Source organism: Pseudomonas thermotolerans DSM 14292, assembly GCF_000364625.1.
Lineage (GTDB): Bacteria > Pseudomonadota > Gammaproteobacteria > Pseudomonadales > Pseudomonadaceae > Aquipseudomonas > Aquipseudomonas thermotolerans.
In genome coordinates this window covers 52430-73411 of sequence record NZ_KB822606.1, presented here as the reverse complement: position 1 = coordinate 73411, position 20982 = coordinate 52430, and the positions used below count along the sequence as shown (strand labels likewise).

Sequence of the window (20982 nt, the reverse complement as noted above, 5' to 3'; positions counted from 1 at the left end):
GGGCCTCCAACAGCGAAGCGGGCAGTTTAACAGGCTCTGACGGCGAAGGCCCGGGGTACCGGCCGAGATCAACCCCGCTGCCGCGCCAGGGCACCACCGACCAACCCGGTGGTGCAGCCGATCAGCAGCCCGCCGACGTGGGCGCCGTTGGCGATGCTGCCGAACCCCAGAGCGGTGATCAGCCCGGACAGGCAGACCACCAGCCAGACCAGCATCATCCCCACCACCCCGCGGGGCAACTGGTAGGCCGCGTTCGGCGCCAGCTTCTGGAAGATCCAGCAGTGGCCGAGCAGGCCGAACAGTACCCCGGACAGGCCACCGAACAGCGAGGGGCCGCTCCACAGGAACTGCACCAGATTGGACACCAGACTGAACAGCAGGGTCAGGCCGAGCAGCGCCAGACCGCCCTGGCGTGCCTCGATGCGCCGCCCCAGCTCCCAGTACCAGAGGGCGTTCATCGCCAGGTGCAGCAGGCCGAAGTGGATCAGCATGGGGCTGAACAGCCGCCACCACTGCCCGCCCCCGAGACTCTCGGCGAACGGCGCGAAGTAGATGTAGTCGCCCTGGATATGGAAGTCCTGGAAGCTCAGCCAGCGGATCGCCACAAAGTTGTCGCCGAGCAGGGTCACCCCGGCGACCAGCAGGGTGACCAGCAGCACCAGGGCGGTCAGCGGGGCATCGCGCAGGCGGTCGAGGACGCCGGGCACGGACGGGCGCGGCGGAGGCGGAGCCTCCAGCTCGCCCAGCGGATCCCCTTCCGGGTGCAGGGCGTAGAGCTCGCGCACCTGGATCGCCAGCTGTTCGCCGGGCACCCAGAGCACCTGCTCACCGCGCTCCTCGCTGACCCGGTGCGGCACACCGAGGCGCTGCAGCAGGGTGATGAAGCCGCTGAGATCCTGCTGGACGGGCAAACGCAGGGCGGCGACGGGGGTCATTGCAGTGCCTCCGGGCGTTCCACCTCGACCCACACGAACTTGTGCGGGTCGAGTCGGGTTTCCTGATCCAACCGATAGGCCACCAGCTTGCCGTAAAGCACCGCGCTGTAGTCCAGACAGGCCAGATTGGCTCGGATCGGCGCCGGGGTGCCGCTGCACCAGTAGTGGCCGACGAACAACAGCGGCTCGTCCTCGCCATAGCGCAGCAGCTGGCGGCGCTCCTCCTCGCTGAGCGGCATGCGCGCCACCCACTCCGGCAGAGCATCGGGCTGGAAGACGATGTCACCGTAGGTCTTGGGGTCATCCTCCCAGAATTTGGTGCGGAAGGAGCCACGGATGAAGCCGTCCTCGCTGGTCAGGGTCAGGCCGTCGGGCAGGCGCATGTCGGTGCCGCGCAACAGGCGGTTGAACACCCGCGAGGCGAAGCTGCCGGGCACGGCCGAGGCCTGGACGAACTCCAGATCGACCCGGGCATCCGGGTACTGGGCGCGTAACGCCTCGATCAGCGCTGCGTCCCAGCAGGCATGCACCAGACGGAAGTGCCCACCGTCGAGCAGCAGCGGCAGTTCCTGGAACCAGCCGAGGAAATCGTGCCAGTCGCCCGGATGGTCCTCGAACTGCTGCAAGGTCTGACGGATCAGCCGGGCATGCCGCGGGCTGTGCTCGCGGACGAACTGCCGGCCGCTGCCGGGCGGCGCCGGGGTGCTCCAGCCCAAGGCGTAGAACTCGTGGTTGCCCATGATGCAGCGGGCCTGGCCGGCCTCCACCATGTCGTGCACCAGATGCAGCGCCTCGCGGATCCGCGGGCCGCGGTCGACGATGTCGCCAAGGAACAGGGCCATGCGCTGCGGGTGCTTCCAGACGCCGCCCTGGCGCCGGTAGCCGAGGCGCTCCAGCAGGCGCTCGAGGGTATGCGCGCAGCCATGCACGTCGCCGATCAGGTCATAGCCACGCTGGGGATCGAGCATCAGTCCCCTCCGTTGCCGAGGCGACTGCCCCACCCCAGCTTGGTCCGGCAGACCTCGTAGTAGTTGTGGTCCAGCGGGTGGATCAGGCTCAGCTTCTGCACCTTCTTGGCCACCGTGATGGTGTCGCCCGGCGCGCAGGTGAAGTGGTTCTGGCCGTCGCAGGAGACCAGCGGATAGATCTGCATGTCCTTGGCCACCACGATCTTCAGCTCGCTGCTGCCGTCCACCACGATCGGTCGGCTGGACAGGGTGTGTGGGTACATGGGCACCACCACGATGGCATCCAGCTTGGGATGCATGATCGGCCCGCCTGCGGACAGCGAATAGGCGGTTGAGCCAGTGGGGGTGGCGACGATCAGACCGTCGGCCTTCTGGCTGCAGACGAACTGGCCGTCGATGAACAGCTCGAACTCGATCATCTTGGTGGACTTGCCAGGGTGCAGCACCACGTCGTTGAGGGCGTCGCCCTGGCCGATCGCCTCGCCGTGGCGGCGCACCTCGGCCTCCAGCAGGAAGCGGCTCTCCACCAGGTAGTGGCCGTCGAGCACCTCGGCGACCTTGACCTCCAGCTCGTCCGGCATGATGTCGGTGAGAAAGCCCAGGCTGCCGCGGTTGATACCGAGCACCGGAACCTTGTGGCGGGCCAGCGCACGTGCCGCGCCGAGCAGGCTGCCGTCACCGCCGACCACGATGACCAGGTCGCAGACCTCGCCGAGGTTGCGCCGCGAGGAGGTCTGCAGACCGTGCCCCGGCAGAGCCTCGGCGATGGTGTCCTCAAGGATCACATGCAGGTGACGGTCGAGCAGGAAGCGTTTCAGACGCCGGATGGTATCGAGCGCCTGGGAACTGCCCAGACGGCCGATGATGCCAATATTACGAAACTGCTCCATGGAACCCCTGCACGGCTATCTGGGACGGAAGGAAAGAAATTATGGGGGAAAGCCGGCGGCAGCGGCAAACCGGAGGCCGGCCGGTACCCCGCTCTACGGCTCCGCAGACTATGCTCGGAACATGACACCCTTCAGCCAGCTAACCGACCTGCCCCGCCAACTGCGCCAGCCGCGAGTGCGCGACCTAGCCTGGGTGCTGACCGCCCCGCCGCTGCTGGAACACGCCCCCTGGCCGCAGCGCCATCCCCTGGCCTCCAGCGACTGGGCCCGCCAGCCGGAACGCCTGGCCGACTGGCTGCGCGCCCTGGCCGCCGACGACCGCGAGCTGGAGGGCTGGCTGAACAGCCACCTGGAACGCCGCCTCGGTCTCTACTACGAACGCCTCTGGCAGTTCGCACTGCGGGCCGCACCGGGCGTCGAACTGCTCGCCACCAACCTGCCGATCCGCCAGGAAGGCCATACCCTGGGCGAACTCGACCTGCTGCTGCGCGATGCCGAGGGCGTGCACCACCTGGAGCTGGCGATCAAGCTGTACCTGGGCCCAGGCGACGGCGACGGCCTCGACCCGCGCCACTGGCTGGGCCCCGGCAGTCACGACCGCCTGGACCTCAAGCTGGCCCACCTGAGCGGTCACCAGCTGCCGCTGCCAGCCCGCCCGGAGGCCCGTGAGGCCCTGGAGGAGCTGGGCCTGAAGGAAGTCGAAGTGCACTCGGCCTTCTGGATGGGCGGCTACCTGTTCTATCCCTGGCCCGGCGCCTGCGAGGCGCCGCGCGGTGCCCACCCCGAGCATCTGCAGGGCCGCTGGCTGCCGCTCTCCGCCTGGCCGGCATACCGCGAGCAACGAACCGGCATCTGGCAGCCCCTGCCCCGTCATGCCTGGCTGGCCCCGGCACGTCTGACCGACCTGCAGCTGTGGGACGACGAGGCCTTGGACGCCTGGCTGACGCAGCTGGATCAGCAGGCGCCGGCGCAGATGCTGGTGCGCCTCGAAGAAGCCGGCGACGGCGCCTGGCTGGAGCGCGAACGGCTGTTCCTGGTACGCGACAGCTGGCCCCGCTGAGCACGGCCCAGCGACTGGGCAGACGCGGCCGCCCGAATGCAGCAGGTAGTCAGCCCCTTCGCCGGATCCTCGGCCCCGCGCCAGTACCTGCCCGGCCAGCAGCGGCTGAGGTACCGGCTGGTCGCGCAACTGCCGCCACTGAGGCTCGGCCAACTGGTTGAGGGATATTGGGCTGCGCAGGCGCGGAAAGACAACGGCCGCTTCATCCCGACTCCCGGCAGGCCGCCATGGCCGCGGCCCGTCCCTGCAAGCCGCCGGTATGCACGAAGATCAGCCGGCTGCCTGCAGCGAATTCGCCGGCCTCCACAGCCCGGCGCAGAGCCAGCAGCGCCTTGGCGGTATACAGCGGCTCCAGCGGCACGCCGCTCTCCTCCTCGGAGGCCTGCATGAAGGTCAGCAGCTCCGCATCCATCCTGGCGAAACCGCCCCGGCTGGCTTCGATCAGCCGGTAGCCGGCTTCGCGGTTCCCGGCTTGCGCGAGGAGTGCTCGCACCTGATCGGCCACGCCATGGTCGGCGGGTACCGCCAGGGCCCCATGCACGGGAACGTCAGCGTCCTCGGCCAGCACCAGTCCGGCCAGGGTGGTGCCCGTGCCGACGGCCAGCCACCAGGCGTGGTAGTCACGCCAGCCCAGTCTGGGCAACTGGGCCCGCACCATCGCCACCAACGCCGCACAGCCGCGAGTGCCGGGCAAACCGCCGCCGCCCTCGGGCACCGGGTGCAGCGCGGGATAGCGCTCGCGCCACGGCGTCCAGAAGTCCACCTGGTGACGGGCCCGATAGCCGGCATAGCCGAGCCAGTGCAGCTGCATGCCGAAGGTCCGCAGCTCGACCACCGTGGGCGTCTCCCGGGCATGGCCGCGAAGCAGGCCTACGGTGGGGAAGCCGAACCGCCGTCCCGCCGCGGCCAAGGCGTGCAGATGATTGGAATGGGCACCTCCCAGGCTGATCAGCCCTTCGGCGCCCCGCGCCACGGCTTCCTGCAGGTGACCGATCAGCTTGAACCATTTGTTGCCGGAGACCAGCGTGTCGATCTGGTCCAGGCGCAGGACCGCTACCTCGACGCCGGCCCGTTCCAGCCAGGCCAGCCGTAGCGCTTGCAGGGGCGCCTCGGGCGCCCAATGGGGAATGACGAGTGGCAAGGTACGAGGAATGTCAGCATGTTCTGCCCCGCACAGGCATCAGCCAGTGCGCAGGCGACTGGAAGCCTTGTGGCGGGCGCAGCAGTTGGATTCGTCGGGAACGAAGCGACTCGGCGTCTCCACCCGGTCGATGGGAATGCCGCAGCGCTCGCCGCTGGCCTGCAGGGCCTCGCAGACCGGCTGCTGGTAGTGGGCCAGCCACTGCCGGTACTGCTCTTCCGAAACCAGGCACTTGGCCGCCGCGTAGGCCTGGGGATTGTCCTGGTAGCGGGCGATGTCCTGCAAGGGAATGGTCAGGTGGCCGGCGCCCGGATGGTAGACCACGAAGACCATGCCGAGCCGCGCCAGGCGCTCCAGCACCTGGTCGCCGGACTGGGCCAGCAGGGTCTCGCGCTCCTGCTTGAGCTGCTGGATCTCCTGCTGCAGCTGCTGGTCCAGCTCGTTACGGTAGGCCAGTTCCACGTCGCGGATAGCGATCTGCTCGCGGAACTCCGCCACCGCGGCGGTTACCCGCGCCTGCAGCTCGCTGTCGAACTGCGCGCGCAGCACGTCGGCCTCGGACTGGCTGTGCTGCTCCAGAGCACGCAACTGCTCGCCAAGCTCCGCACGCATCTTCTGGAAGTTCTCCACCTGCTCGTTCAGTTGGGCCTTGAGGCTGGCGTTCAGCTCCTGCTGCTGGCGCAGGGACTGACGCAGTTGCTCGATTTCGCCCAGCAGGGTCTTCTGCTGCTCCTCGGCAGCCAGCCTGAGGCGGGCCAGTTCCTCCCCGTGCTGGCGAGTCAGGCTACTGATGCGCAGGCGCTGCTGCTTGATCAGCTGGGCGGCCTTGAGGCGTTCCTCCTGGTCCATCCGCGAGGGCCTCTCCGGTGCCTTGGCCGGCTCGGGGGCGTACCACTTGTCCTCAGGCACCACCTGCAGGCGTTCCGGGGAGACCAGCGGGGCGACCTCCTCCTCGATCAGCAGGCCGAGCTGGTTGCGCTTGACCGCATCGCGCAGCAGCACCAGGTCGTTCTTGCCCGGCGCCAGGCCGGGATCCCAGAGGTGCATCTGGTGCCAGGACACCGGACACTGGCTGCGGCAGGCCAGGCGGATCGGCCCAGCGCCCAGGTCCGGGCCGCGCCCGGAGCGCTCGGCCAGATGGCGCAGGGGAATGTTCCAGCCGCTGTCGGGCCGGCCGTTCTCGTCGAAGTCCAGGTAGAAGAACACCGCCGCGCGCACCAACAGGCGTGGATTGATCAGCGCATAGACCGCGCGGACCTGTTGGTCGGCGAACTCGGGCATGTTGACCACGCCGTCGAGCAGGGCCTCGAACTCGGGGAAGAGCATTTCCTTGCAGATGCCGCGTTCGTTGTAGAACATCACGGCTTCCACCATCTGCGGCTTGTTGTGCAGGCTCATCGGCTTCCCCTCTCAGGCCGCCTCTGGAACCGAGGCGTGCAAGGCTGTCAGCGGCGCGGCCCTGGCGGACGAGGGCCGCGCCGTAGTGCGGCTAAGTCTAGGAGAAAAGGGAAGCCGGGCAATGTGACTGGGTTGGCAGTCACCCGGCCGCGGCCAACCGCTGGGCGGGCCACGGCGGGGAACTGTGACGGACTCGAAGGAATCAGCGTGACTTGGCGGTCAGGAATGGCGCCAGGCGCCGGCCCATTTCCTCGCCCAGGGCCTGCAGGCCGCTCAGCGGGCGGATCATCACCTCGAAGTCGATGATCCTGCCGGCTTCGTCGAAGCGGATCATGTCGATACCCTTGAGCTGGCGGTCACCGACCCGCGCGCTGAACTCCAGCACCACGTTGAGACCGTCGGCCGCAACCAGCTGACGGTGGTAGGCGAAGTCCTCGAAGACCTTGATCACCGTATTGAGGATCAGCGCGACCATGGGCGCGCCCTCGTAGGGTCTGAAGGCCATTGGCGAGCGGAACACCGCCGCCGGGTGCAGCAGCTCGGGCAGCGGGCCGAAATCGCGAGCGGCCACCAGTTGGTGCCAGCGTTCCAGGGTAGCGGCGGCATTGGCGTGCAGTTGCAGTGCGGACATGGGAAGCTCCTCCTCGAAGGTCCACGAACCGGGCAGCGGCCTCCCCGCCACGGCAGGGAGACCGGTCCCTCAGAGCTCTGCGGCCAGCCGCGAACCCTGGTTAATGGCGCGCTTGGCATCCAGCTCGGCGGCCACGTCGGCGCCACCGATCAGGTGGACCTTCTGGCCGGCGGCGAGCAGGCCGTCGTAGAGGTCGCGCAGCGGCTCCTGACCGGCGCAGATGATCACCGTGTCCACCGGCAGCACCTGCGGCTCGCCGTCGGCCACGCGGATGTGCAGGCCGTCGTCGTCGATCTTCAGGTACTCCACCGCGTTGAGCATCTGCACCTGTTTGTTCTTCAGGCTGGTGCGATGGATCCAGCCGGTGGTCTTGCCGAGGCCGTCGCCCACCTTGGTCTTCTTGCGCTGCAGCAGGTACACCTCACGGGCCGCCGGGTGCACCTCGGGCCGGATCCCGGCGATGCCGCCGCGGGCCTCGAGGTTCGGGTCGATGCCCCACTCCTTCCAGAACGCCTCGCGATCCAGGCTGGTGGCGGGGCCGGCATGGGTGATGTACTCGGAGACGTCGAAACCAATGCCGCCCGCGCCGATTACCGCCACCTTCCGCCCCACCGGCTTGCGCTCGAGGATGGCGTCCAGGTAGCCGATCACCTTGGGATGATCGATACCGGGGATGTCCGGGGTGCGCGGCACGATGCCGGTGGCCAGGACGATTTCGTCGAAACCGCCCGAGACCAGCTCGTCGACGCCGACCCTGGTGTTCAAGCGCAGCTCCACCCCGCTGCGCTCCAGCTTCTTGCGGAAATAGCGCAGGGTTTCGTGGAACTCCTCCTTGCCCGGCACCCGCTTGGCGACGTTGAACTGGCCGCCGATCTCGCCGCCGGCCTCGAACAGGGTCACCCGGTGACCGCGCTCGGCCGCCACGGTGGCGGCGGCCAGACCGGCAGGTCCGGCACCGACCACGGCGATCCTCTTCGCCTGGTGGACCGGGATGTAGTTCAGCTCGGTCTCGTGGCAAGCGCGCGGGTTGACCAGGCAACTGGTCAGCTTGCCGCTGAAGGTGTGGTCCAGGCAGGCCTGGTTGCAGCCGATGCAGGTGTTGATCTCGTCGGCGCGACCCTCGGCGGCCTTGATGACGAACTCCGGGTCGGCCAGGAAGGGACGCGCCATGGACACCATGTCGGCATCGCCCTCGGCCAGCACCTGCTCGGCGACTTCCGGAGTGTTGATGCGGTTGGTGGTGCACAGCGGGATGCCCACCTCTCCGCGCAGTTTGGCGGTGACCTTGGTGAAGGCCGCGCGCGGCACCTTGGTGGCGATGGTCGGGATGCGTGCCTCGTGCCAGCCAATACCGGTGTTGATGATGGTGGCGCCGGCCTGCTCGATGGCCTTGGCGAGCATGACGATCTCGTCCCAAGTGCTGCCGCCCTCGACCAGGTCGAGCATCGACAGGCGGTAGATGATGATGAAGTTCGGCCCCACCGCCTCGCGCACCCGGCGGACGATCTCCACCGGCAAGCGCATGCGGTTCTCGTAGCTGCCGCCCCAGCGGTCGGTGCGGTGGTTGGTGTGGGCGACCAGGAACTGGTTGATGAAGTAGCCCTCGGACCCCATGATCTCCACCCCGTCGTACTCGGCCTGCTGGGCCAGACGGGCGCAGTTCACGAAGTCGTCGATCTGCTTCTGGATGCCCTCCTCGTCCAGCTCGCGCGGTTTGAAGGGGTTGATCGGCGCCTGGATAGCGCTCGGCGCCACCGACTTCGGGCTGTAGGCGTAGCGGCCGGCGTGGAGGATCTGCATGCAGATCTTGCCATCCGCCTCGTGTACCGCGCGGGTGACGATCCTGTGCTTCTCGGCCTCTTCCTCGGTGGTCAGCTTGGCCGCCCCGGCGTAGACACTGCCTTCCTCGTTCGGACCGATGCCGCCGGTGACCATCAGGCCGACGCCACCGCGGGCGCGCTCGGCGAAATAGGCCGCCATGCGCTCGAAGCCGCCCGGCCGCTCTTCCAGGCCGGTGTGCATCGAGCCCATCAGGGTACGGTTCTTGAGCGTGGTGAAGCCCAAATCGAGAGGGGCCAGCAGGTGTGGGTAAAGAGCGCTCATGGGATGACTCCATGCAGGCTGATTCACGGAAATGCCGCAGCCTCACCTCGGGCCACGGTCGGTTGTGGCGCCGACGATAAGGAGCCGAGGCTCGGCACTCAATGATCGAAAATGACTAGTTACTGATCGAAATGCACAGCACGGCTTGGCAAGACGCCCGATCGACGCTAGGGTGCCCGCAAGCTGCCGCACGACCTTGCAGATTCGCCGGGCGCGGCATACCTCTTTTGCCATGGCCCGTCCGATGCGCAGACTCCTTCGCCTACTCACCTTCGTCCTGTTCCTCGCCCTGCTCGGCAGCTATCTGCTGTGGACCCAGTTGCGCCCGAGCGGCCACTACCTGTCCGACCTGCGCAGCGAGCTCGCCCTAGACCGTGGCGAGCCCGGCGCCAGGGGCAACCTGCTGGGTATCCAGCCGGAGCTGTTCGCCGGCGACTACCAGAGCCGCGACCGCCTGGAGCTGAAGTTCGCCGCCTACCTGGAGAAGGCCCGCGCTGCCGGTCTGCTCAATGCCCGGACGGTGGTGGTGCTGCCCGAGCACGTCGGCACCTGGCTGCTGCTCAGCGGCGAGAAGCCGGAGGTCTACCAGGCGAGCAGTCTGCGCGAGGCGATGACCTGGATGGCCGCCAGCAACCCTCTGCGCCTCGGCCTCGCCTGGCTCGCCGCACGAGGCGACGACCGCCTGACCGACGCCCTGCTGCGCATGAAGGCCAGGCGCATGGCCAACGACTACCAGACGCTGTTCGGCGGCCTGGCCCGGCGCTTCGGAGTGACCTTGGTGGCCGGCTCCATCATCCTTCCCGAGCCGCGCCTGGAGGCTGGTCAGCTGCGGGTCGGCCAGGGACCGCTATACAACGTCAGCCTGGTGTTCGGCAGTGACGGCGAACCGCTCGGCCAGCCGCAGCGCAAACACCGCCCGACGAATGCCGAACGGCCCTTCCTCGCCGCCGCGGCGGATGACGAGCTGCAGCCCCTGGAGACCCCCGCCGGCCGTCTGGGCGTGCTGATCGGTGCCGATGCCGATCAGCCGCAGCTGCACGCCCTGCTCCGCCGGCAAGGCGTGCAGCTGCTTGCGGTGCCCGCCTTCCTGGCCGCCAATCCGCATCATCCTCCACAGGACGACAGCACGCTGGAGAGGCTGGCGGAAAACGCCCCGGCGCCGGCGATCGCCGTGTTCATGGGCTGCCGGCTCTGGGAACTGGGCTGCGGGGGACGCAGCCTGGTCGTCACTCCGCTGGAGGCACAGCACGCCGAGGTCGGCTCCGGAGCCCGCCTGATCAACCTGTGGCTGTGATGAACTCCCAGCGCGTGCGTCTCGGCGACCTCAGCGTCGCCTTCGTCGACAACCTGGCCGATGCCGTGCGCAGCCACGGCCTCGACCCCTGCCCTCTGCTCGAAGAGTACGGTCTGGACGCCGCGCGCCGTGCCGAACCGCGCGCGCGCCTGTCGATCCCCCGCTACATGCGGCTCGGCCACGCCGCCATCCAGTTCACTGGCGACCCCGCCCTGGGCTTGCGCATGGGCCAGCTCGGCCTGCTCAACCGCCTGGGACTGGCTGGCGTAACCGCGCAGCAGGCGCCCACGGTACGCGAGGCGGCACGCCTGCTGACCCGCTTCGAGCCGCTCTACGCACAGAACTACCGGGGCCAGTCGAGCCTGCTGGAGGACAGCCGCGGCGCCTGGCTGCGCTTTTACTCGATCAGTCCCTACAACGCCTACAACCGCTTCGTGGTGGATGCTGTCCTGACCGGCTGGTTCTGCCAGCTTAACCGCCTGTGCGGTGGCCAACTGCGCTTGGAGCGGGTCCAGATCGAGTTCCCCGATCCCGGCTACGGCGAGCGCTATCAGGAAGTCTTCGGCTGCCCGGTGGAATTCGCTGCCACCACCAACCAGTTGCGCCTCGACCAGGCCAACCTGGCCCTGCGCAACCCCGAGCACAGCCCGGGCACCTGGCGGCAGTTGCTGGAGATCTGCGAACGTGAGCTGGAGCGGCTGACCCGCACCCGCAGCCTGCGCGAGCGAGTGGTGCATCTGCTCGGCCCACTGTTGCACGGCCGCGAGCCCGACCTAGAGGAAGTCGCCACGCGCCTGCAGATGCCCAGCTGGACCCTGCGCCGCAAGCTGGCCGAGGAAGGCACGGGCTTTCGCAGCATCCTCAACGATACCCGCCGCGACCTGGCGATGACCTACATCCGCGACACCGACCTGACCTTCGGGGAGATCGCCTACCTGCTCGGCTTCGCCTCCGCCGAGGCCTTCCAGCGTGCCTTCAAGCGCTGGAGCGAGCAGACCCCGGGCGACTACCGCCGCACCCAGCGGCAAGGTACCTGAGCGCGGCGACGCCAGGCTCTGCGGAGCCTAAACGAAAAGCCCCGAGTCGTGAGACTCGGGGCTTTCGGTGTATGGCGCAGCGGACGGGACTCGAACCCGCGACCCCCGGCGTGACAGGCCGGTATTCTAACCGACTGAACTACCGCTGCATGTCGGCTGGACTGGCGTCCGGTGAAGCATTCACAACGTCTGGAGGCTCGTTTCCAAGCCTCCTCATGCCAAAGGTGGGGCATGGGAAGATGGCGCAGCGGACGGGACTCGAACCCGCGACCCCCGGCGTGACAGGCCGGTATTCTAACCGACTGAACTACCGCTGCGTGTCGGCTGGACTGATGTCCAAAGGGCAAGGTTTGGTGGCTGATGACGGGATCGAACCGCCGACCCCCTGCGTGTGATGCAGGTGCTCTCCCAGCTGAGCTAATCAGCCATTGCTTGCCTTGCGAGGCGCGCAATTTACGCAGAGCCTGAAGCTAAGTCAATACCCTGCCTGGAAATTTTCTTGAAATCAGGTTTCCGGCCAGCGCCGTCTAGACCTGCGAGGGCCTGCCCGCTACTGGGTGCCGACGACAAGCGACGGGAAGTCGCGAACGCAACCGCCTCCCCCGGAAACGGCCGAAACGCTCGGGAACCAAGACAACAGCCGTCGCGGAACCGGGATGCTCCCCGGCTCCGCATAGGGGAAAAGGTCTGCAAACTAGACGTAGATCATCTTGCGGGTCATGCCGCCATCGACCACGAACTCCTGGCCGGTGACGAAGCCGGCACAGCCGGACAGCAGCCAGCCGACCAGCGCCGCCACGTCCTCCACAGTGCCGACCCGTCCGGCCGGGTGCTGGACGTGATCCGCCTCGCTCAACGGCTCGGCCCGGCGCTCGCGAGGATCGCGGGAATCGATCCAGCCGGGGCTCACCGCGTTGACGCGGATGTCCGGTCCCAGGCTCAGGGCCAGGGCGTGGGTCAGCGCCAGCAGGCCACCCTTGCTGGCCGCGTAGGCCTCGCTGTGCGGCTCGGACTGGTGGGCACGAGTCGAGCAGATGTTGACGATCGAGCCGCAGTGGGCGCGCAGATAGGGCGCGCAGTATTTGGCCAACAGCATGGGCCCGGTCAGGTTGACCGCAAGGGTACGCTGCCAGCGAGCCAGATCCAGGCTTTCCAGCGGCGTGCCATGGGGCTCCGCAATGGCGGCATTGTTGATCAGCGCATCCAGCCGACCGAACTGGCCGAGCACTTCGGCCACCCCGACCATCACCTGGCTTTCCTGGGCCACGTCCATGGCCACGAACCAGGCGTTGCCGCCCAGCGCCTTGGCCACCCGGGACCCCCGCTCGCGGTCCACGTCGGCGAGTACCACCCGCCAGCCCTCGGCGATCAGCCAAGCAGCGATGCCCAGGCCGATGCCGCGGGCAGCGCCAGTGACCAACGCCACCTTGCCGTTGCTGGCCAGGATGTCCCCGGCCTGCCAGTCGAGGGTCGGCTCGGTCATCAGAGCGCCGCCAGACCGCGCGCCAGGTCGGCCTTGAGGTCCTCGAGGTCCTCAAGGCCGACCGCCACGCGGATCAGGTTGTCGCCGATCCCGGCGTTGGCGCGCTCCTCGGGAGACAGGCGACCGTGGGAGGTGGTCGCCGGATGGGCGATGGTGGTCTTGGTGTCCCCCAGGTTGGTGGTGATGGAAATCATCCGGGTGGCGTCGATAAAGCGCCAGGCCGCCTCCTTGCCACCGGAGACCTCGAAGCTGACCACCGCACCGAAGGCCGACTGCTGACGCTTGGCCAGCTCGTGCTGCGGATGGCTGGGCAGACCGGCGTAGTGCACGCGCTCGATGCCCGGCTGCTGCTCCAGCCACTCGGCGAGGGCCAGGGCGTTGGCACTGTGGGCCTGCATGCGGATGCGCAGGGTCTCCAGGCCCTTGAGGAACACCCAGGCGTTGAAGGGACTGAGGGTCGGCCCAGCGGTGCGCAGGAAACCGACCACCTCCTGCATCTCCTTGCTGCGCCCGGCCACCACACCGCCCAGGCAGCGGCCCTGGCCGTCGATGTACTTGGTCGCCGAGTGCACTACGATGTCCGCGCCCAGCTTCAGCGGCTGCTGCAGCGCCGGGGTGCAGAAGCAGTTGTCCACCACCAGCAGAGCACCGTTGGCGTGGGCCACCTCGGCCAGCGCGGCGATGTCCACCAGCTCGGCCAGCGGGTTAGACGGCGACTCGACGAAGAACAACTTGGTGTTGGGCTTGCAGGCCGCGCGCCAGCCGTCGACGTCGGACAGCGCCGGGTAGTCCACCTGCACGCCGAAGCGCTTGAAGTACTTCTCGAACAGGCTGATGGTCGAGCCGAACACGCTGCGCGACACCAGCACGTGGTCGCCGGCGCTGCACAGCGACATCACGGTGGCGAGCACCGCCGACATGCCGGAGGCGGTGGCCACCGCCTGCTCGGCGCCCTCAAGGGCGGCGATGCGCTCTTCGAACATGCGCACCGTGGGGTTGGTGTAGCGGGAGTAGACGTTGCCCGGCACCTGGCCGGCGAAGCGCGCGGCGGCATCGGCAGCGGTGCGGAACACATAGCTGGAGGTGAAGAACAGCGGCTCGCCGTGTTCGCCTTCCGGGGTACGCTGCTGGCCGGCACGTACCGCCAGGGTATCGAAGGAGGCACCCTCGAGGTCACTGTCCAGCCTGCCGGCATCCCATTCGATCGTCATGGTGCAATCCTCTATCGCCTTACGGGTTGGCCAGGGCTCAGTTATTGTACAGGTCGATGATCTCGTTCACCGCCTGAGCCTTGGCCTTGCTGGCGTCGTTGCGGGCCTGTTCGATCTTGTTCAGATAGGCCTCGTTGACGTCGCCGGTCACATAGTTGCCGTCGAAGACCGCACAGTCGAAGTTCTCGATCTTCACCTTGCCGCCGCCGACCGCCTCGATCAGGTCCGGCAGATCCTGGTAGACCAGCCAGTCGGCGCCGATCAGCTCGCATACCTCTTCGGTGGTGCGGCCGTGGGCGATCAGTTCGCGGGCACTCGGCATGTCGATGCCGTAGACGTTCGGGTAGCGCACCGCCGGGGCCGCCGAGCTCAGGTAGACCTTCTTGGCGCCGGCCTCGCGGGCCATCTGGATGATCTGACGGCAGGTGGTGCCGCGGACGATGGAGTCGTCCACCAGCATCACGTTCTTGCCACGGAACTCCAGCTCGATGGCATTGAGCTTCTGGCGCACCGATTTCTTGCGGGCAGCCTGGCCGGGCATGATGAAGGTGCGACCGATGTAGCGGTTCTTCACGAAGCCCTCACGGAACTTCACACCCAGGCGGTTGGCCAGCTCCAGAGCGGCGGTACGGCTGGTGTCGGGGATCGGGATGACAACGTCGATGTCGTGGTCAGGGCGCTCGCGGAGGATCTTCTCGGCGAGCTTTTCGCCCATGCGCAGACGCGCCTTGTAGACCGACACGCCATCCATGATGGAATCCGGGCGGGCCAGGTAGACGTGCTCGAAGATGCACGGCGAGTATTTCGGGTTGGTGGCGCACTGGCGGGTATACAGTTTGCCGTCGTCGGTGATGTACACCGCCTCACCCGGCGCCAGGTCGCGGATCAGGGTGAAGCCAAGCACGTCGAGGGCCACGCTTTCCGAGGCGATCATGTACTCCACGCCGCCCTCGTCGGTGTGTCGCTGGCCGAAGACTATCGGGCGGATGCCGTTGGGGTCTCGGAAGCCGACGATGCCATAGCCGGTGATCATCGCCACCACCGCGTAGCCGCCGACGCAGCGCTGGTGCACGTGGCTCACCGCGGCGAACACGTCCTCCTCGGTGGGCTGCAGCTTGCCGCGCTGGGCCAGCTCGTGGGCGAACACGTTGAGCAGCACCTCGGAGTCGGACGAGGTGTTGATGTGGCGCAGATCGGACTCGTAGATCTCCTTGGCCAGCTGCTCCACGTTGGTCAGGTTGCCGTTGTGCGCCAGGGTGATCCCGTAGGGCGAGTTGACGTAGAACGGCTGCGCCTCGGCGGAGCTGGAGGAGCCGGCGGTGGGATAGCGCACGTGACCGATGCCCATATGCCCGATGAGGCGCTGCATGTGGCGCTGCTGGAAGACGTCGCGAACCAGACCGTTGTCCTTACGCAAATAGAGCCGTCCCTCATGGCAGGTGACGATGCCGGCAGCGTCCTGGCCGCGATGCTGAAGGACGGTTAGCGCGTCATACAGCGCCTGATTGACGTTCGACTTACCGACGATACCGACGATGCCACACATGTGACGCAACCCCTGCTAGTAGTTCAGGCTAAATGACGAGCCGGCCGCCGCGCGGCGCCGGCTCCTTGACCAAGGACGGCTCAGCCAGGCGTGGCCAGGCCACTGGAAAACCACCGGTTGGCGAAGCCCAGGATGAGGGATTTCGACCAGTCGGCAACCATCAAGAAGTGCGGCAGCAGCACCGACTGCTGCCACCAGGAATCCTGTTGCACCGGCGCCAGGCTGAGCAGCCCGACCGCCACTACCACCAGCAGGGCGCCGCGCGCCGCGCCGAAAACCATGCCGAGCACCCGGTCGGTGCCGTCCAGACCGGTGACGCGAATCAGCTCGCCGATGAGGAAGTTGACCAGCCCCCCGACCAGCAGGGTGACTATGAACAGCAGCGCGCAGGCGGCGATCACCCGCACGGACGGCGTGGCGATGAATTCGGAGAGATGTTCGGCCAGCGCACCGCCGAACATCCAGGCCACCACCCCGGCGACGATCCAGGTGACCAGCGACAGGGCTTCCTTGACGAAGCCCCGCTTCAAGCTGATCAGACTGGAAATCACGATGACGGCGATGATCGCCCAATCGAACCAGGTCAGTACCACGGTGCAGCCTACGAACGGGAAAGGCGCGATATTTTAGCAGACGCCTGGTCCCGCGGTAAGCCGCCCGTGGGCGTGCTCATCCACGCTCCGGCTGGAAGCGCACCACGAAGCCGTTGAGCTTCTGCTGGCGATTGAGCTGGTCGCGCAGTCGATCGGCCTCGGCCCGCTCCACCACGGGACCGACGAACACCCGATTCATGCCGTCCACGGTGCGGATGTAGGCGTTGTAGCCCTGGCTGCGCAGGGAACGCTGCAGCTCCTCGGCGCGGGCGCGATTGGACAGACTGGCCAACTGCACCGACCAACTGACCGGCAGGTTGTTGGCATCCAGGCGCTGGACCGGCGGGGTTACCGGTGCGGCGGGCTTGGCCACGCTCACCCGGGCCGGCGGCGGAGTGACGGGCTGCTGGGGCGCAGGCTGAGCAGCCGGGGCCGGCGCCTCGGCAACCGGCTGCTCGACCATCGGCTCCTCGACCGGGTCGGCGGGCACCGGCTCGTCCGGCAGCTGCTGCGGCTCGGGCACCGCCACCGGATCCATCTGAATTTCGGGAACGACAGGCGTCTGCGGCATGGGCGGAGCATCGACCACCACGTGGCGCACCTCGTCCTGGCGACTCAGCAGCATCGGCAGGAAAATCACCGCCAGTGCCACCAGGACCAAGGCACCCACGATACGCTGCTTGAGTCCTCTATCTAGCAAAGCCATCCCGTCCCCCACTTCGAACCTGCCCGCGCTCAGTACGCGCCAGCCTCAGCCACCCTGCCCCGCCTGGCCTGCCAGCCATTCCAGGGCCTCTGCCACACAGTAGAAGGAGCCGAACAGCAAAATCTCGTCTCCCGCCGCCGCACGCTCGCATTGTGCCATGAGTGCCGCCGCCACGTCGGGATAGGCCGTCACGGAAGCCCCGACATTGCGCAGGGCTGCTTCCAGTTCGACGGCCGGGCGACTGCGCGGCGTGGGCAATGGAGCCACCGCCCAATCCTGCACCTGAACCAGCAGCGGTGCCAAGACACCCGGCAGGTCCTTGTCCGCGAGCAGCCCGAAAACCGCCCGGCGCCGGCGGCCGGCCGGCAGCTCGCGCAGCCGGCTGGCCAGGTAGTTGGCGGCATGGGGGTTGTGGCCGACGTCCAGCAGCAAGTCCAGAGGCTTGCCCTTCCAGCTCAGCCGGCGCCGCTCCAGACGGCCGGTCACCCGGGCAGCGGCCAGGGCCGCCGCGATCTCCGCGGCATTCCACGGCAGATCCAGCAACGCATAGGCCTGCACGGCCAGCGCGGCGTTCTCCATGGGCAGGTCGAGCAGCGGCAGCCCCTCAAGCTCTAGCGTCCGGCCCTGCAGGTCGCGGCCGCGCCAGCTCCAGCCCTGATCGCCGATGCGCAGGTCGTAGTCGCGCCCGCGCAGGAAGAAGGGCGCGGCCAGGGCCACTACCTGGTCGACCAGCGGCTGCGGCGGCTCCAGGTCGCCACAGAGCGCCGGGCGTCCCGGACGGAGGATGCCGGCCTTCTCGTAGGCCACCGAGTCGCGACTGTCGCCCAGCCACTCGGCATGATCCAGGCCGATGCTGGTGATCAGTGCCAGGTCGGCGTCGATCAGGTTGACCGCATCCAGACGGCCGCCGAGACCGACCTCGAGCACCGCGACATCCAGCTTGGCCTGCTCGAACAGCCAGAAGGCCGCCAAGGTGCCCATCTCGAAGTAGGTCAGGGAAATCTCGCCACGCGCCGCCTCGACCGCGGCGAAGGCCGCACAGAGCTGCGCATCGCCGGCCTCGACGCCATCGATGCTCACCCGCTCGTTGTAGCGCAACAGGTGCGGCGAGCTGTACACGCCCACGCGCAGTCCCTGGCGGCGCAGCAGCGAGGCCAGGAAGGCGCAGGTGGAGCCCTTGCCGTTGGTGCCGGTGACGGTGATCACCCGCTTCGCCGGACGGCCCAGGCCGAGGCGCCGGGCCACCTCACGGCAGCGCTCCAAACCCATGTCGATGGCCGTGGGGTGGAGCTGCTCAAGGTAGCTCAGCCAGTCGGCCAGGGTTCGTTCGCTCATGCCGCAGCGGAGGGGCTGGGCAGGCCCATCAGTTGAGCCACCAGGCGGGCTAGGCGGTCGGCCATCTCGCGGCGATGCACGATCAGGTCAATGGCGCCGTGCTCGAGGAGGAACTCGCTGCGCTGGAAGCCTTCCGGGAGCTTCTCGCGCACGGTCTGCTCGATCACCCGCGGGCCGGCGAAGCCGACCAGCGCCTTGGGCTCGGCGACGATGACATCGCCGAGCATGGCTAGGCTGGCGGACACCCCACCATACACCGGGTCGGTCAGCACGGAGATGTAGGGCACGCCCTCCTCGCGCAGGCGCGCCAGGACCGCGGAGGTCTTAGCCATCTGCATCAGGGAGATCAACGCCTCCTGCATGCGCGCGCCGCCGGAGGCGGAGAAGCAGATCAGCGGGCAGCGCTTTTCCAGGGCCACGTTGGCGGCGCGCACGAAACGCTCGCCGACGATGGACCCCATGGAGCCGCCCATGAACTCGAAGGCGAAGGCGCAGGCCACCACCGGGATGCCGCGCAGGCTGCCGCTCATCGCCACCAGGGCATCCTTTTCGCCGGTCTGTTTCTGGGCAGCAGCCAGGCGATCCTTGTACTTCTTGCTGTCGCGGAACTTGAGGCGATCCACCGGCTCCAGCTCGGCACCGATCTCCTCGCGACCGGCTTCATCGAGGAACATGTTCAGGCGCGCACGCGCGCTGATGCGCATGTGGTAGTCGCACTTCGGGCAGACCTCGAGGGAGCGCTCCAGCTCCGGCTTGTAGAGCACCGCATCGCAGGAGGGGCACTTGTGCCAGAGTCCTTCGGGAACCGAGCTCTTCTTCACCTCGGAACGCATGATCGAAGGGATCAGCTTGTCTACCAGCCAGTTGCTCATGCTCTCATCTCTCCAAAGCTGTTGTCCGGACGCCGCCGCAGAAGGCCGACACGACATCCATGCGCGAATTCATGGCCGACTCCGTCGCGATGCCTGGCACCTTGGTCGACCGCCGGCGGCCAGTCCGCCGCCCTTTCTCCTCGCTCCGCCATGCAAGCACTGCACCCCGCGGGCGAGGTCCCGCCGCCGATGGCGGTTCGCTAATGGACGGCGCAGACGCCCGGCCCGTCACACTTGCGTTGCGGCGCGCCGCACTTCCTCCAGGAAGGCGCGCACCTTGCCGGCATCCTTGATGCCCTTGCCGGCCTCCACGCCGCCGCTGACGTCCACCCCATAGGGGCGCACCTGGGCGATGGCCGCCCCCACGTTGGCCGGGTTCAGCCCGCCGGCGAGAATGAGCGGCTTGCCCAGCCCCTGTGGTACCAGGCTCCAGTCGAAGGCTTCACCGGTACCGCCGGGCACCCCTGCCACATAGGTGTCCAGGAGGATGCCCCGCGCACCGGAATAGCGCGCCGCCAGTGCGACGATATCGTCGCCGGACCTGACGCGCAGCGCCTTGATGTAAGGGCGGCCGTGCCCCTCGCAGTCCTCGGGGCGCTCGTCGCCATGAAACTGCAACAGATCCAAGGGAACGGCATCGAGAATCTCGCCGATTTCGCAGCGCGAGGCGTTGACGAACAGTCCAACCGTAGTCACGAAGGGCGGCAGAGCGGCGACTATCGCCCGCGCCTGCTGCAAGTTCACCGCACGGGGGCTGGCCGCATAGAACACCAGGCCGATGGCATCGGCACCCGCCGAGGCGGCGGCCAGGGCATCCTCGATGCGGGTGATCCCGCAGATTTTGCTGCGAACGACTGACAAGTTGCGGCACCTTTGCTGGAAAGACTCAAGATGTTAGCAAAGGTGCCCGGCGCCGTCAGCCGCGCAATCCGGCAGCGCGGACAGGAAGTGCGGGCCCAGGAAGCGCTGCGGTACCTCGAACTCCTCCGGATACTCCACCCGCACCAGGTAAAGGCCGTAGGGATGGGCCGTCACCCCGCCCTCGCGGCGATCCCGGCCATCCAGTACCGCCTTGGCCCAGCTCACCGGCTGCTCGCCGGCACCGATGGTCATCAGCACCCCGGCGATGTTGCGCACCATGTGGTGCAGGAAGGCGTTGGCACGGATGTCCAGAACGATCAGCTTGCCGTAGGGGATCAGCTCCAGGTGGTGGATGTGCTTGATCGGAGACTTGGCCTGGCACTGGGTGGCGCGGAAGGCGCTGAAGTCGTGCGTGCCGAGCAGGCAGCGGCTGGCCTCGCGCATCCGCCCGATGTCCAGCGGCCGATGGTTCCAGGTAACTTCCTGAGCCAGATGGGCCGGACGGATCTGATCGTTGTAGATCACGTAGCGATAGCGCCGGGCAACAGCCTTGAAGCGGGCATGGAAATGCGCCGGCATCACCTTGGCCCAGGTCACGCTGATGTCGTGCGGCAGGTTGGCGTTGGCCCCCATCACCCACCCCATCATGGGACGCTCGGCCCGGGTGTCGAAATGCACCACCTGGCCGCTAGCATGCACACCTGCGTCGGTACGCCCGGCGCAAACCACGCTGACTGGCGCAGCGGCTACCTTGGAGAGTGCGGCTTCCAGAGCTTGCTGCACCGTGGGCACGCCGGACTCCTGGCGCTGCCAGCCGCGGTAGGCGGAACCCTTGTACTCCACGCCAAGGGCGATTCTGAAAAAGCCAGGGGCAGCCGATTCGGCTGCCCCTGGCAAGTCGGGGACATCTGTCATCTA

Annotated in this window: 19 protein-coding genes and 3 tRNA genes; 3 read left to right on the top strand and 19 right to left on the bottom strand. The window is 67.7% G+C overall.

The features are described 5' to 3' along the window. Nucleotides 1-68: 68 nt before the first annotated feature. Genes H165_RS0107990 through H165_RS0107980 form a run of 3 tightly spaced genes read right to left on the bottom strand, consistent with a single transcriptional unit; the run spans nt 69 to nt 2793 of the window. Nucleotides 69-935, bottom strand: a complete 867-nt coding sequence (locus tag H165_RS0107990; protein WP_017938400.1) for a rhomboid family intramembrane serine protease — start codon at nt 933-935, stop codon at nt 69-71. Further along, nucleotides 932-1903, bottom strand: a complete 972-nt coding sequence (locus H165_RS0107985) for a metallophosphoesterase (protein ID WP_017938399.1) — start codon at nt 1901-1903, stop codon at nt 932-934. Before H165_RS0107985 ends, H165_RS0107990 begins: the two co-directional genes overlap by 4 nt. Next, on the bottom strand, nt 1903-2793 hold the full coding sequence (locus tag H165_RS0107980; protein WP_017938398.1) for an NAD(+) kinase: 891 nt from the start codon (nt 2791-2793) through the stop codon (nt 1903-1905). Before H165_RS0107980 ends, H165_RS0107985 begins: the two co-directional genes overlap by 1 nt. A gap of 121 nt (nt 2794-2914) precedes the next feature. Here H165_RS0107980 and H165_RS0107975 point away from each other — a divergent pair, with 121 nt between their 5' ends. Next, complete coding sequence (locus H165_RS0107975) at nt 2915-3853, top strand: DUF1853 family protein (RefSeq protein ID WP_017938397.1); 939 nt, start codon at nt 2915-2917, stop codon at nt 3851-3853. Between the two features lie 202 nt (nt 3854-4055). On the opposite strand, the gene H165_RS0107970 is transcribed toward H165_RS0107975, so the two are convergent. The 4 genes from H165_RS0107970 to H165_RS0107955 form a co-directional block, all read right to left on the bottom strand. Next, on the bottom strand, nt 4056-4994 hold the full coding sequence (locus tag H165_RS0107970; RefSeq protein WP_017938396.1) for a 1-aminocyclopropane-1-carboxylate deaminase/D-cysteine desulfhydrase: 939 nt from the start codon (nt 4992-4994) through the stop codon (nt 4056-4058). Nucleotides 4995-5033: 39 nt separating this feature from the next. After that, on the bottom strand, nt 5034-6392 hold the full coding sequence (locus H165_RS0107965) for a hypothetical protein (protein ID WP_017938395.1): 1359 nt from the start codon (nt 6390-6392) through the stop codon (nt 5034-5036). A gap of 202 nt (nt 6393-6594) precedes the next feature. Beyond that, on the bottom strand, nt 6595-7023 hold the full coding sequence (locus H165_RS0107960; protein ID WP_017938394.1) for a nuclear transport factor 2 family protein: 429 nt from the start codon (nt 7021-7023) through the stop codon (nt 6595-6597). A 69-nt stretch (nt 7024-7092) separates the two neighbouring features. Beyond that, nucleotides 7093-9126, bottom strand: coding sequence for an NADPH-dependent 2,4-dienoyl-CoA reductase (locus H165_RS0107955; protein WP_017938393.1), 2034 nt, complete (start codon nt 9124-9126; stop codon nt 7093-7095). 244 nt (nt 9127-9370) lie between these two features. Here H165_RS0107955 and H165_RS0107950 point away from each other — a divergent pair, with 244 nt between their 5' ends. Then, entirely contained in the window at nt 9371-10420 is a 1050-nt protein-coding gene (locus H165_RS0107950; protein ID WP_026146458.1) for a nitrilase-related carbon-nitrogen hydrolase, read from the top strand. Further along, nucleotides 10420-11457 carry an AraC family transcriptional regulator gene (locus H165_RS0107945; RefSeq protein WP_017938391.1) on the top strand — a complete coding sequence of 346 codons (1038 nt, stop codon included), beginning with the start codon at nt 10420-10422 and terminating at the stop codon, nt 11455-11457. Before H165_RS0107950 ends, H165_RS0107945 begins: the two co-directional genes overlap by 1 nt. A gap of 72 nt (nt 11458-11529) precedes the next feature. Here the strand turns inward: H165_RS0107945 and H165_RS0107940 are convergent. From H165_RS0107940 to truA, 12 genes are all read right to left on the bottom strand, one after another. Further along, nucleotides 11530-11606: transfer RNA gene (locus H165_RS0107940), tRNA-Asp, on the bottom strand. A gap of 91 nt (nt 11607-11697) precedes the next feature. Next, nucleotides 11698-11774, bottom strand: a tRNA-Asp gene (locus tag H165_RS0107935). Nucleotides 11775-11808: 34 nt separating this feature from the next. Beyond that, nucleotides 11809-11884 (bottom strand) — tRNA-Val (locus tag H165_RS0107930). Between the two features lie 267 nt (nt 11885-12151). Next, the gene (locus H165_RS0107925; protein ID WP_017938390.1) at nt 12152-12940 is read right to left on the bottom strand and encodes an SDR family oxidoreductase; all 789 of its coding nucleotides are present in this window, start codon (nt 12938-12940) and stop codon (nt 12152-12154) included. Beyond that, the gene (locus tag H165_RS0107920) at nt 12940-14151 is read right to left on the bottom strand and encodes an O-succinylhomoserine sulfhydrylase (protein ID WP_017938389.1); all 1212 of its coding nucleotides are present in this window, start codon (nt 14149-14151) and stop codon (nt 12940-12942) included. The genes H165_RS0107925 and H165_RS0107920 overlap by 1 nt, the downstream gene beginning before the upstream one ends. 37 nt (nt 14152-14188) lie before the next feature. Then, nucleotides 14189-15697: an amidophosphoribosyltransferase gene (gene purF / locus H165_RS0107915; RefSeq protein ID WP_026146456.1), complete on the bottom strand. Its 1509-nt coding sequence runs from the start codon at nt 15695-15697 to the stop codon at nt 14189-14191. 80 nt (nt 15698-15777) lie between these two features. After that, nucleotides 15778-16290: a CvpA family protein gene (locus H165_RS0107910; protein WP_017938386.1), complete on the bottom strand. Its 513-nt coding sequence runs from the start codon at nt 16288-16290 to the stop codon at nt 15778-15780. Between the two features lie 76 nt (nt 16291-16366). Next, nucleotides 16367-16996, bottom strand: a complete 630-nt coding sequence (locus H165_RS0107905) for an SPOR domain-containing protein (RefSeq protein ID WP_026146455.1) — start codon at nt 16994-16996, stop codon at nt 16367-16369. Between the two features lie 45 nt (nt 16997-17041). After that, complete coding sequence (gene folC, locus H165_RS0107900; protein WP_017938384.1) at nt 17042-18331, bottom strand: bifunctional tetrahydrofolate synthase/dihydrofolate synthase; 1290 nt, start codon at nt 18329-18331, stop codon at nt 17042-17044. Further along, nucleotides 18328-19203 carry an acetyl-CoA carboxylase, carboxyltransferase subunit beta gene (accD, locus tag H165_RS0107895; RefSeq protein WP_017938383.1) on the bottom strand — a complete coding sequence of 292 codons (876 nt, stop codon included), beginning with the start codon at nt 19201-19203 and terminating at the stop codon, nt 18328-18330. The genes folC and accD overlap by 4 nt, the downstream gene beginning before the upstream one ends. Nucleotides 19204-19431: 228 nt before the next feature. Further along, entirely contained in the window at nt 19432-20064 is a 633-nt protein-coding gene (locus H165_RS0107890; protein ID WP_017938382.1) for a phosphoribosylanthranilate isomerase, read from the bottom strand. A gap of 33 nt (nt 20065-20097) precedes the next feature. Then, a complete protein-coding gene (gene truA / locus H165_RS0107885) occupies nt 20098-20979 on the bottom strand; it encodes a tRNA pseudouridine(38-40) synthase TruA (protein WP_026146454.1) in 882 nt (293 codons plus the stop codon). Nucleotides 20980-20982: the final 3 nt, after the last annotated feature.

Coding starts and splice junctions, on each gene's coding strand:
- H165_RS0107980 (WP_017938398.1), bottom strand. CDS start 2,793: ATGGAGCAGTTTCGTAATATTGGCATCATCGGCCGTCTGGGCAGTTCC.
- H165_RS0107945 (WP_017938391.1), top strand. CDS start 10,420: ATGAACTCCCAGCGCGTGCGTCTCGGCGACCTCAGCGTCGCCTTCGTC.
- H165_RS0107965 (WP_017938395.1), bottom strand. CDS start 6,392: ATGAGCCTGCACAACAAGCCGCAGATGGTGGAAGCCGTGATGTTCTAC.
- H165_RS0107950 (WP_026146458.1), top strand. CDS start 9,371: ATGCGCAGACTCCTTCGCCTACTCACCTTCGTCCTGTTCCTCGCCCTG.
- H165_RS0107960 (WP_017938394.1), bottom strand. CDS start 7,023: ATGTCCGCACTGCAACTGCACGCCAATGCCGCCGCTACCCTGGAACGC.
- H165_RS0107990 (WP_017938400.1), bottom strand. CDS start 935: ATGACCCCCGTCGCCGCCCTGCGTTTGCCCGTCCAGCAGGATCTCAGC.
- truA (WP_026146454.1), bottom strand. CDS start 20,979: ATGACAGATGTCCCCGACTTGCCAGGGGCAGCCGAATCGGCTGCCCCT.
- H165_RS0107955 (WP_017938393.1), bottom strand. CDS start 9,126: ATGAGCGCTCTTTACCCACACCTGCTGGCCCCTCTCGATTTGGGCTTC.
- H165_RS0107925 (WP_017938390.1), bottom strand. CDS start 12,940: ATGACCGAGCCGACCCTCGACTGGCAGGCCGGGGACATCCTGGCCAGC.
- H165_RS0107920 (WP_017938389.1), bottom strand. CDS start 14,151: ATGACGATCGAATGGGATGCCGGCAGGCTGGACAGTGACCTCGAGGGT.
- folC (WP_017938384.1), bottom strand. CDS start 18,331: ATGAGCGAACGAACCCTGGCCGACTGGCTGAGCTACCTTGAGCAGCTC.
- H165_RS0107905 (WP_026146455.1), bottom strand. CDS start 16,996: ATGGCTTTGCTAGATAGAGGACTCAAGCAGCGTATCGTGGGTGCCTTG.
- purF (WP_026146456.1), bottom strand. CDS start 15,697: ATGTGTGGCATCGTCGGTATCGTCGGTAAGTCGAACGTCAATCAGGCG.
- H165_RS0107975 (WP_017938397.1), top strand. CDS start 2,915: ATGACACCCTTCAGCCAGCTAACCGACCTGCCCCGCCAACTGCGCCAG.
- accD (WP_017938383.1), bottom strand. CDS start 19,203: ATGAGCAACTGGCTGGTAGACAAGCTGATCCCTTCGATCATGCGTTCC.
- H165_RS0107985 (WP_017938399.1), bottom strand. CDS start 1,903: ATGCTCGATCCCCAGCGTGGCTATGACCTGATCGGCGACGTGCATGGC.